This window comes from Micromonospora tarensis (genome assembly GCF_016803395.1).
Lineage (GTDB): Bacteria > Actinomycetota > Actinomycetes > Mycobacteriales > Micromonosporaceae > Micromonospora > Micromonospora tarensis.
On record NZ_JAEVHL010000007.1, the window covers coordinates 23,156 to 33,874 of the forward strand.

Sequence of the window (10,719 nt, forward strand, 5' to 3'; positions counted from 1 at the left end):
CCGATGCGCCCCTCCCAGTAGACGGGACAGCTTAGGGCCGCCCGGAAAGTGTTCGGGTGTCGGTGGTGGTGTGGCCGCGTTCGAGGATCAGCACGTAGGAGAACAGGCCCGGCTTCGCACCGTGCACCTGTTCGTGGGCGGAGAGTACTTCGCCAGTGCTGGGGTGGATGATGAGCTGCGTCTGGGAGTTGTCGGCACTCACGGTGAAGCCGAGGCCGGTTCGTCCGGCGAGGTCAGTCCGCTCGCCCTGGTAGCCGATGGTCGGCACGTCCGCGAGGACGCGCAGCGTGGCTGCGCGCTGTGCTCGGTCGAGGTATTGGCTGGTGGCGACGCCGATGACGCCGTGGACGAGCATGCGCGGGTAGGCGGGCTCGCCGGCCAGCTCGTATGGGGCCAGCGCACTAGCGAGCTCCGCGGGATCGGTGGGCAGCGGTTCGGGAAGGTACGGCTCGAGATCGCCGCTGACGTATCGCGTCGTCTTCGTCCCGGCAGCGGCGAATTGGCGGCGCTCGTCAGATGTCGGGCGGTGGGCGAGGCCACGCACGTCGGGGAGCCGGCGCGTCACCTCGCGGCCGGAGTAGTCGGCGTCGCGGCGCCAGCGCTGTAGGTCTGAGCGGGTGATGACATTGGTGGCACGGGTCCAGGATTGGGTGTGCAGGTAGCTGTAGGGCAGGTCGATGGTGCGATCGGCGGGGGCGGCGGTGATGGTGCCGGCGAGCAGGCGCAGGCGCTGCGGTGGGGTGAGGCCGGGCGCTGTCGCCGCGAGTGCCGGGGATGGGGACGCCGAGGGCGTCGCGGGAGCTGGTGTGGCCGATGACGAGCCGGAGGGTCCGGGTTGGCAGCCAGCGAGGAGGAGGCCGGCGAGCAGCCCCGCCGAGCATCGGCGCGTGGTGAGGGCGGTGCGGAGCAAGGTGTCTCGTGTCCTTCCGATGCGAGTTTGGTGCGGGTGCGCCCAGGCAATCTGTCCCGGTGATGGGCGTTCAGGTTCGGGCGGTCCGGCCGGTGCCGGGCATGGCGGTCATCGCGAAGTGCGTGGGATGACCCGGCGGGTCGTTAGCTGTGGTGTGCATGCGGTACAGGGCGGCTGTCATACGCGCGACGGCGGGGTGGTGGGGATGGACACGGCGGTGGTCGGCGATGGTGCGGGCGAGGAGTTGCCGCGCGAGTTCCTGGTGGCCGTGTTCGTGCAGGACGACGGCGAGGGTGGCTTGGGCGGCGAGGGTGGGTAGTGCGTAGGGTCCGTCGGCTTGGGTGTGGTGGCGGATGAGGTCGCTGTAGCAGTCGGCGGCGGCGGTGAGGTTCCCGGCGGCGCGGTGGGTGGCGGCCAGGACGCGCAGGGCGGCGCGGACTTGCGGGTTGGTGGGGTCCCGGAGGAGGTGGCGGAGGCTGCGGTGTCCCCACTGGGCCCAGGGCAGCGCGGCGGCTGGTTCGCCGCTGGTTAGGGTGAGGGTGGCCAGGAGCGCGGCGGCGCGGGCGGTCGCGGTGTCCAGGGCGAGCCTGCCGCTGGTGAGGTCGATGTGCAGGAGCCCGCTGTTCAGGACGTCGATGGCACGCTCGAGCGTGTTGTCGGCGGCGTGGCGCCGGGCCACGTGCAGACGCTGAGCCATGCCCATCATCGGGCCGGTGATTTGCCGGGATACGGCTCTCCAGGTGATGTGCAGGTCTGTGCTGGTCGCGCCGACGGTGACGCGGTGGATCGGGCCGAGTGCGTAGGAGGCGGCCTGGGTCGTCTTGCCGGGTGGGACGAGGTGTGGGGTGCGGTGCAGGATCACTGCGGCGACGGCGCTGCGGATCTCGTCGGCCGGAACCGGTGTGCGCCCGCAGGACGGCGCGCACAGGTAGACCCTGCCGCAGCCGGGCAGCTGGATGAGGACCATGGATCGCGCGCAGGTGTGGCATGCCAGGAGGTGGGGTGGCACGGGCGCGGCCTGCACGGTGCGGGCCCGCGAGACCCATTCCTCAACCGTCGCCGGCGACAGGCCATGGCCGCGGGCCACGTCCCGGAACGCTCGGTGCAGGCCGTTGACGGCGGCGTGCTCGATGCTCGCGGCGACGACATTGGCGACAAAGGCGGGTGTCCACGCGGCGAGGACTGGCGTCCGCGTCGGCATCGGCGTTCCTTCCTGCTGTTCGTGTTCAGGTGGTGGGTGCGGGTAGCACCGCTGGGCTGGTGCAGGCGGTCGCAGCCGAGGGCTGCGCATTTGGGCGGAGGGTGTGGCCGGCGGCGACAGCGGGGGAGTGCCGTCGCTGGCCACGTCGGTCGCCGCTGCCGTCCCTCTCCGGGCGGGCGACCGGCTTGTACGCCCCTTCGTGGGCCCAGCGCAGCTGGCGGGCGCCGAGGCGGGACGGTCGGGAGCTGTTACCTGGGCGTCTGCACCCCGGCCTAGCGCTGCGCGTCAGACTGGGGGCGCGCCGGCGCGGTGACGGTCGCCGGCCTGGCGATGTTGTCGGGCCAGGATCCGCGAGTTGGGTGAGGGTTGCGGCGCATCGGGGCGATGATCGGCCCGGCGAGCAGGGTGAGCGCGGGTCTCGGGAGGTAGCCGTGCCGGCGGTACACGTCCTGGCTGCCATGGATGGTTTCGGTCCACGAGGGCATGTCGATGCGGTCGAGGCGGCTCTCGTGGTGGGTGAGCATCGCCGCGCCGATACCGCGCTGCCGGGCGGCGGGAATGACGGCGAGAACTGCCAGGTGGTAGTGAGGTTCGGTGGGTCGGACCTGGGTGAGGAGTTGGTCGAGGAGTTCGAACTGCCGCGCGTGCGGGCCGGCGGCGTCGGCCAGTCGGCTGCGGTAGTTCGACGGTGGCGGGATGCTGCGGTAGCGGTGGAACCCCATCGCGGCGGCGCTCAGGTCGTCGGTTATCTGGATGTCGCCGAAGAACATGGCGTGTTCCACCCAGATGACCGCCACGTCGGTGAGGATCCGCTGCCGGCAGGTCGCGTCGGGCACCAGCCACTGGGCGAGCGGACCGGAATGCAGGGCGTCGGCGACGATTGCGGCGATTGGTTCCTTGTCCGCCCACCGGGCGGCACGGGTACGCGGAATGACGTCCATGAGATGCCTCCAAGGGCAGCGGATCGGGTGGGATGGTGCGGGCTCACCGGTAGGCGGCGGTGGCGAGGTCACCGACGGCGGCGTCGACCGCGGCGGTGATGTCGCGTACCTGCCGGTGGTGCTGCGCGGCGATGGTGCGTAGCTGCACGGTGAGGGCGGCGATGTCGTCGGCGAGGTAGAGGTGGTTGGTCAGTCCGAGGGTCGCGACGAGGCCGCCGAGGGCGGCGGTGTGGTTGTCGGGCTGGTCACGGCCGGCGGCGATGTAGTGCAGCCGGGCGCGGGCGACGACCGGCCACTTCAGGTCGGCGGGCAGGTAGCGGTCGGTCCGGGCCAGCCCGCCGAGGCGGCGGCGCACGTCGTGGCGCAGGATCCCGCCAGCGTGCAGGCCTGCGCGGGTGCGGTCGTACAGGTCGTCGGCGAACCCGCGCAACCACCCCCGCAGCGACAGGGCCGGATGGGCGTAGCGGATAGAGGCCAGGGCGGTATCGGCGATCAGGTCCCCGACCGGGTGGTCCAGGTGCAGCCAGACACGCTGCTCCTCGCCCGGCCCGGTGTCGCCGCTGGTGTCGAGAGCGATCCGCCCGGCGAGGAAAAGGTCGATGAGTACCGCACCGGCCAGACCGAGGGCGAGGGCCTGGCGGTGAATGTGCGGGTGGCCGGTGTCGTCGTCGTGACCGAGCAGGAACAACTCGTCCCGCAACGGCAACTGGGGGATGGAGGAGGCCATGTGGATCCCGCCCTCTACCGCGGCACGCCGGCGTGCTGTCGGAGGCGGGCGTGCATCCCGCCGTAGGCGGCCTGCGGCTGCGGAAGCAGTAGCTTGTCGACGGCGGCGAGGACCGTGTAGTTCGGGTCGCAGACGTTGCCGATCGGCGCCCGCCCGGCCTGCGACACCAGCTGGTAGGCGTCGAGCTGCTCCAGGCCGGTGAGGTCACTCACCCAGCCGACCAAGTCGCGGTGCGCGATCCGGTACGCGTCCTCGAGGGGACGGGCGCAGCCAACTGACATGATCGACGTGTCGGTCTCCAGACGGGGCCACACCGTCGGAACGCCCTTGATGACCTCGATGATCAGGGTGGTGGTCGTGGCGATCTCCACCCCGACGCCGCAGGCCTCACCCTCGCCCTGGCGGGCGTGGCCGTCGCCGAGGGCGAGCATCGCCCCGTGCACGTTCACCCCCAGGTACAGGGTGGCCCCGGCGCGCAGCTCCGGGCTGTCCAGGTTCCCGCCATGGGAGTCGGGGACGATCGTGGAGCGGGCCTCGAACCCGCCGGGCGCGACCCCGATCGTGCCGATCATCGGGTCCAGGGGCAGGTCGACGCTGTGGTCGCTGCCCGTGGCGTGGAAGCGGACCGTCCCGGTCTGCCGGTCGATGTCGTACACCCACACCCGCTCCTCCAGCGGCGGCTGCAGCGTAGCGGTGTGCGAGGTCGAGGTGAGTGCTCCGAAGTGCGGGAACGTCGACGAGACTCCCCAGTCCCGGGCGGGCTCGATGGCAGCGAGGTGGATCGCGAGGGTGTCGCCGGGCTCAGCGTCCTCGACGAAGAACGGCCCCGACACCGGGTTCAGGTACGGCATCCGGCACACCCGCGACGGCAAGTCCGCCGGCCCGCGCACGAGACCGCCGAAGCAGTCCTCCGTGAACACCCGCAGCACGTCGCCGGAGCGGACGTGGGCCACCGGCATCCGGCCACCGAAGGTGTAGGCCAACTCATCGCGAGCCGGACGGTAAGTGATCGTGTCCATGCCGGTCACACCCGTTCCACGTGACGGGCCTGCGGCTGCGCGGGCGCCAAACCCGACAGCGCGGGCCGGCGGCCGGCCAGGTACAGGCCGGCGAGAACGACCATGCCGAGGGCGAGCCAGGCCAGGCCGAGGCGCTGCGCGGCGATATTGGCGTTGACCACCACGTAGGCGAGGATCGCGAACCCGATCCCGGGCATGACCAGGTGCGCCCACCAGTTGCCGCTGCGCTGGCGGATGAGGTGGTGCACGACCACGGATACGTGCAGCACGAGGAAGGCGACCATCGCCCCGAAGTTGATCAGCGACGACAGAAGGGTGATCCCGTCGGCGCGGGTGGCCATGTAGAGGCCGAGGGCGAGGGACACGGCACCGGTGAGCAGGGTGGCGTTGATCGGCACGTTGCGGCGGATCGACACCTTCGCCAGGAACGCAGGCAGTTGCCGATCGCGGGCCATCGCGTACAGCAGCCGGGACGTGGCGACCTGCGCGACCATCGAGTTCGGCAGGCCCCACGCGATGGCCGTCGCCACCGCGCACAGGGTCGCCAGCCAACTCCCGCCGGCCACGGCGGCGGCGTCGTAGAACGCGGTCCCGTTCGGGTCACCATTCGCCAGGAGACCGGCCGGGTCGGGGACGAGTATCGCGGCCAGCCACGTCTGGACGATGAACAGCACCCCGGCCAGGATCAGGACGGCGGCCATGGCGCGGCCGATCTGCCGGGAACCGCCCTTGGTCTCCTCGGCCAGCATGCTGATGCCGTCGAAGCCGAGGAACGACAGCACCGCGATCGACACCGCGCCCGCGACGAGCGACCAGGTGAAGGTGTCGGCGTTGTAGAACGCCTCCCAGCTGAACCAGCCCCTGCCCGAGGCGAGGGCCCAGCCGGCAATGGCCAAGAAGATCGCCAGGACGATCAACTCGCCGACGAGCATGACCCGAGTGACCACCGCGGTCATCCGGATCCCGACCGAGTTGACGACCGTGTTGACCGCCACGAACACGAGCAGCCACAGCCACACCGGCACCGCCGGGACCGTGGCGTGCATCGCCATCGACGCCACCAGGTACAGCAGACCCGGCACGAGAACGTAGTCGAGCAGGATCACCCAGCCGACCAGGAACCCGACCGGCGCGCTGATGCCCCGACCGGCGTAGTTGTAGACGCTGCCCGACATCGGGAACGCCTTGACCATCTGCGCGTAGGAGAACGCGGTGAACACCAACGCCACCACACCGACCGCGTACGCCAGGGCCACCATCCCGCCGGAGCCGGCGTACACGCTGCCGAAGATCGCCATCGGCGCGATCGGCACCATGTACACCAGCCCATACGCGACCAAGTCGCGGAACCGCAGCCTCCGCGCCAACTCCTGCCGGTAGCCGTACCGGGCTAACTCGTCTTGCTCATACATCAGCGAGCCTCTCTTTCCCCATCGATTGCTCGGGCCTAGCGCCAGGTGGTGGACGCCCACCCGGCTTGAATGCGACGCCATCAGCGCCCGCGCCTCCGGCCGTTACTGGATCGCGTGCTGCCAGCGATGCCCCTTGAGCAGGTGATCCGCGTCGTGATCGAGGGTCGCGTCCGCAGCGGGAAAGATCGACCCCGATTGGTGGGGATCATCGGTCCGCCGGGACTCCACGGATCACGGGGAGTACTCGGTTGGATGGCTTCCGTCACAGCGGCGGTGATCGCTAACGTGCTACTCACGGCGGCCCGGAGGAGGAGGCGGGGATGGCGAGGAGCGCGCGTAGTTACCAGCGAGAGGCCGACGAGCTTCGCGCCAGCGGGTGGACGTACCGGCAGATCGCCTCGCACTGGCGGAAGCGGTACCGGTTCAACCCGCGGGTGGCCTTCCGCCTCGCGCACGGCCTGACACAGGCTGACGTGGCGCGGCGCTGGAACGAGCAGTGGCCAGACGCGGACGCGCCGAAGACCGCCAAGCAGATCTCGTACTGGGAGATCTGGCCGGGCCCGGCGGGCCGGGCACCGTCGTTGAACACGCTGAACAAGCTGGCGTTTCTCTACCGGTGCGCGGCCGGCGACCTGCTCGGCGGCGAGGACCACAGTCACCTCGACACAGCGGCCTTGCGTGCGAGCGAACCGGAGCCGCACGCGGGCGGGCCGACCGGCGAGCGCACCACCGGCGCTCCGCTGCCCGCCAGCACGGTCTTGACCCGGGTCACCGATCGGATCGTCGAGGACTTCGAGATCCTGACCGACACCTACCGGCATCTCGACTACCGGGAGGGCTCAGGCCGGGTGAGCGTGGATGTCGGCGCTCACCTGCACCGGATGTTGGAGGTCAGCAACCGCACGACCAACGCTGGTACCCATCACCGGCTGCTGCGCGCCGCGGGTGACGCCGCCCAGCTCGCGGCTTGGTTCGCCATCGACGCTCAGCGCTACCAACAGGCACACGGCTTCTGCCGGCTCACGATCTCGCTCGCCGAAAAGGCGAACGACCGAGCTCTGCACTCGTATGGTCTCGGCGTTCTCAGCCAGATCCACCTGCACCGCGGCGACGGCCGTACCGCCCTCAGCCTGCTGGGCACCGCCCGTGACGTCGGCGGGCAGGGCATGCCGGCCGCTGTCAACTCCTGGCTGGGTGAGGCGATCGGTGAGGCGTACGGCCTCCTTGACGAGCCTCGCCGGGGAATGACCGCCTTGGCAGAAGCCGAACGGGTCTTCGACGGCGTTAGCGCCGCAAACACGCCCGGCTGGCTGAGCTTCTTCAACGCCGACTGCCACGCCGCCCGGCTCAAGGGTCGATGCCTGACCCGGCTCAGCCGTCCCACCGACGCGACCCGCTCGCTCTACGAAGCGTTGACCCTGCTGCCCGCTGACTTCGTCCGGGAACGCTCCGGCACCTTCATCGACCTCGCGGTCGCGTACACGCAGATGAACCAGATCGAGCAGGCCTGCCATGCGGCCACCCAGGCTGACATCCTCGCGCGTCGGACCGGATCCGAGCGCAATCGCAAGCGCCTACGGCAGCTCCTGATCGACCTGCTGCCTTGGGCCGGCCTCGACTGCGTTCAGAGCCTCTACCGGCAGGTGCTGATTAACTAGAGCGCGTGCGTACGTCGACCCGCTCCGACCCGCTGTGACCCGCCGCTCCTGGATTGAACTGGTCATCCTGTCCGCCCTGTGGGGCGCGGTGTACCCGCTCATCACCGTCGCTCTGCGGGATCTCTCGCCAGCGCTCGTCGTCCTTGGCCGAGTGCTCCTCGCCGCGCTTCTGCTGCTTCCCCTCGCGATACGCCGGGACGCGCTTCGGCCCGTTTGGCGCAACCCGCGGGCGATCATCGAGACGGTGCTGGTGCAGTCCACGGCGCCGCTGCTGCTGCTCACCTACGGCCAGCAGTACGTGTCGGCAAGCGTCGCCGGCATCCTCCTTGGTGCGCAGCCACTGTTCGTTGCGCTCCTCGCCCTCCGCTTCGCACCTGATGAGCGTCCGCATGGCTGGCAGGGCCTGACCGGGGTGCTCCTCGGCCTGATCGGCCTGGTCTTGCTTTTCGGCGTTGACCTGCGTGGAGGTCGACTGGCGCTGCTCGGCGGCGCGCTCATCCTCGTCGCGGCGGTCTGCTATGCCGCAGGCGCGATGCTGATACATCGCAGATATGCCGAGGCTCCGCCCCTCGGCGTCGCCACCTCCGCCATGCTGGTCACCACCGCAGCCGTGGCCGTGCCCGCCTCGGCCACGGTTCCAAGCAGATTGCCCGGCTTGGAAGCGACAGCGGCCCTGCTCGTGCTCGGGATCGCGTGCACGGGCGCGACGCTCGCGTTGTTCTACAAGCTCATCACCCAGATTGGACCTGCCCGCGCCGCGCTCGCCTTTTATCTCTCACCCGCGTTCGCCGTCGCCTTCGGCGTGGCCCTCCTGGGCGAGCAGATCAGCATGGCCGCTGTCCTCGGGCTCGCGGCGATCATTGTCGGGTCCGTACTCGCCGCCCACCGCAGCGAGCCGACACCTCCGTGATGCCTGTTTCCACCCCTCGACGGGGCTCACCGTGTCGGGATCCCCGAGCGGTCTCGGGCCGCGTTTGGCGCAGCCTTCGTGTCCCGCCCTCACCCGCCCGGTCCTCGCGGGGGAGTTTCACCTCTGCAAGTTCATGCTTGCGGGCAACTCCGCCGCTCAAGACGTAGCGATTGACAAGCGCGGAGAGCTGCCGGGCCCTTACGTGATCAGCCGGAGTCAACGGCGGCGAGACGTACTCGACGCTTGGCCTCAGCCGATCGAGGCGAAGCGGTCGGAGAGGGCGTAGCGATGGAATACGACGTCTCCGACCTGTCGTACCTCGACAAGGCGGGCCCGGCTTGTTGATGTCCATGAGAATGACCCCGGGTTCACGAACCGGGGAGCGTCGGCCTCGCCGACGAAGAAGGGTGCCACGACGAGGTGCAGTTCGTCAGCAAGATCCGCCGTCAGCAGTGCGGTGTGTACGCTGCTGCCACCCTCGACTAGGAGCCGACCGATGCCGCGCCCGGCGAGGTCGGCCAATACGCGCGGGAATGAGAGCGGGTCGCCGCCGTCGGCGACCGTCGCCACCGACCCGAGGTGTTCCCGCTGCTTGGCGATCGCGCTGGTCTCGCAGTACACGATCTTCTCGATGTCACCGGTGGTGAAGAACGCCGCAGTGGGATCGAGGTCGCCCCCGCGGCTCACTGTGACCTTGACCGGCGTGGCCGAGAGTCCGGCGGCGGTCCGGGCTTCGCGGCGGGCTTCGGACCGCACCATGAGCCGGGGGTTGTCTCGGCGGACGGTGTTGGCTCCGACGAGGATCGCGTCGCAGGCGGCCCGCACCGCGTCGACCCGGTCGAGGTCCTGCTTGTTGGAGAGGATGAGTCGAGTGGAGCCGGCCGTGTCGATGTAGCCGTCGAGGGACATGGCGCACTTGAGCAGGACGTACGGTCGGTCACTCACGGATGTCACTCCTACGGTCTGTGGCGATGATCCGCTCGACGAGTTCTATGAACTCGTCTGCGATGGCGCATGAGTCCAGCGAGTCGAATAGGTCCTGCGTGATCCACTCGCGCAATCGTAGATTGATCCGCATCCGGTTGAGCGCGCTGCGGGCCGCTCCGCCCGTGGCGCCGTAAGGGATGATCTTCTTGTCCATGGAGACGGCAAGGTCGATCTCGTCCAGCGTGCCCTGACCGCCACCGAACACGAGGACGTAGTCGGCGTTGCGGACGACGTTCGGATGGCCGAACACGCCGACGGCCGCACCGAGGCTGGGCGGGCGGTAGTGATTGGCGATGTAGGTCATGATCTCGATGCCGACGCCTCGCGGTCCATGGTCAACGTCGAAGCGGTGGTTCATGAGCCATCGACTCACGGCGATGATGCAGCCGTCGATCGCCTTGTCGTCCGCGTCTTGTGATCGGCTTCCGCAAACCGAGATGCGTAGTGGTTGTTCGGATCGTGTGGGCCGGAACCACCCGGTTGTCACCGCGGCTTTGTCGCCAACCGGGGCCCCGCGCTGCTTGGGCGCGGTGAACGCGGAGATGGCCACATCGACCGGGGCGAGGCCGAGCATCACGCGGGATTCGTCGGGCATGAGGAGCCCATCGGCGACGCGCGCGAGCACGTCGATGTCAGTGACGCGCGGGCCACGCGTTCCTCGGATGAAGTTTGATACGTCGGACCGGTCGTGGCTGGTTAGGAGCGCGAGCTGGGTCTGCGTGCAGTCCGGGTGCGCTTCGAGGTAGATCTTGAAGAGGGTCCCGATCTCGCGGCGGGCCAGCGCGAGCCGCACGTCATCGCGCCGCCAGAACGGGAGCGAGACGCCGGTGACGTCGAACGTCTTGCGCCGAGCCACCCCGCCCCCCACTGGTCGTCGATCTGCGATGACCAGAGGGTAATGGATTTCGATGGAAGTTCGCGTGACCTGGTCCCACCGCTTTGTTGTCCGACGCC

10 protein-coding genes are annotated in these 10,719 nt (G+C 69.6%); 2 read left to right on the forward strand and 8 right to left on the reverse strand.

Features of this window, described 5'->3' with window-relative positions:
• Positions 1 to 31 precede the first annotated feature (31 nt).
• The 6 genes from JM949_RS02830 to JM949_RS02855 form a co-directional block, all read right to left on the reverse strand.
• Positions 32 to 910, reverse strand: coding sequence for a hypothetical protein (locus tag JM949_RS02830; RefSeq protein ID WP_238432461.1), 879 nt, complete (start codon positions 908 to 910; stop codon positions 32 to 34).
• Positions 911 to 980: 70 nt separating this feature from the next.
• Positions 981 to 2,111 carry a hypothetical protein gene (locus tag JM949_RS02835; RefSeq protein ID WP_203146899.1) on the reverse strand — a complete coding sequence of 377 codons (1,131 nt, stop codon included), beginning with the start codon at positions 2,109 to 2,111 and terminating at the stop codon, positions 981 to 983.
• Between the two features lie 272 nt (positions 2,112 to 2,383).
• Complete coding sequence (locus tag JM949_RS02840; RefSeq protein WP_203146900.1) at positions 2,384 to 3,052, reverse strand: GNAT family N-acetyltransferase; 669 nt, start codon at positions 3,050 to 3,052, stop codon at positions 2,384 to 2,386.
• 43 nt (positions 3,053 to 3,095) lie between these two features.
• Positions 3,096 to 3,779 carry a GOLPH3/VPS74 family protein gene (locus JM949_RS02845; RefSeq protein ID WP_203146901.1) on the reverse strand — a complete coding sequence of 228 codons (684 nt, stop codon included), beginning with the start codon at positions 3,777 to 3,779 and terminating at the stop codon, positions 3,096 to 3,098.
• Positions 3,780 to 3,793: 14 nt separating this feature from the next.
• The gene (locus JM949_RS02850; protein ID WP_203146902.1) at positions 3,794 to 4,807 is read right to left on the reverse strand and encodes an acetamidase/formamidase family protein; all 1,014 of its coding nucleotides are present in this window, start codon (positions 4,805 to 4,807) and stop codon (positions 3,794 to 3,796) included.
• Positions 4,804 to 6,210: an APC family permease gene (locus tag JM949_RS02855; RefSeq protein WP_203146903.1), complete on the reverse strand. Its 1,407-nt coding sequence runs from the start codon at positions 6,208 to 6,210 to the stop codon at positions 4,804 to 4,806. The genes JM949_RS02850 and JM949_RS02855 overlap by 4 nt, the downstream gene beginning before the upstream one ends.
• Positions 6,211 to 6,530: 320 nt before the next feature.
• On the opposite strand from JM949_RS02855, the gene JM949_RS02860 reads away from it, so the two are divergent.
• A complete protein-coding gene (locus tag JM949_RS02860; protein ID WP_203146904.1) occupies positions 6,531 to 7,868 on the forward strand; it encodes a hypothetical protein in 1,338 nt (445 codons plus the stop codon).
• Between the two features lie 34 nt (positions 7,869 to 7,902).
• Entirely contained in the window at positions 7,903 to 8,778 is an 876-nt protein-coding gene (locus JM949_RS02865) for a DMT family transporter (RefSeq protein ID WP_203146905.1), read from the forward strand.
• 249 nt (positions 8,779 to 9,027) lie between these two features.
• Here JM949_RS02865 and JM949_RS02870 read toward each other — a convergent pair whose 3' ends face one another.
• On the reverse strand, positions 9,028 to 9,723 hold the full coding sequence (locus JM949_RS02870; RefSeq protein ID WP_203146906.1) for a RibD family protein: 696 nt from the start codon (positions 9,721 to 9,723) through the stop codon (positions 9,028 to 9,030).
• On the reverse strand, positions 9,716 to 10,621 hold the full coding sequence (locus tag JM949_RS02875; protein ID WP_203146907.1) for a hypothetical protein: 906 nt from the start codon (positions 10,619 to 10,621) through the stop codon (positions 9,716 to 9,718). The genes JM949_RS02870 and JM949_RS02875 overlap by 8 nt, the downstream gene beginning before the upstream one ends.
• Positions 10,622 to 10,719 lie beyond the last annotated feature (98 nt).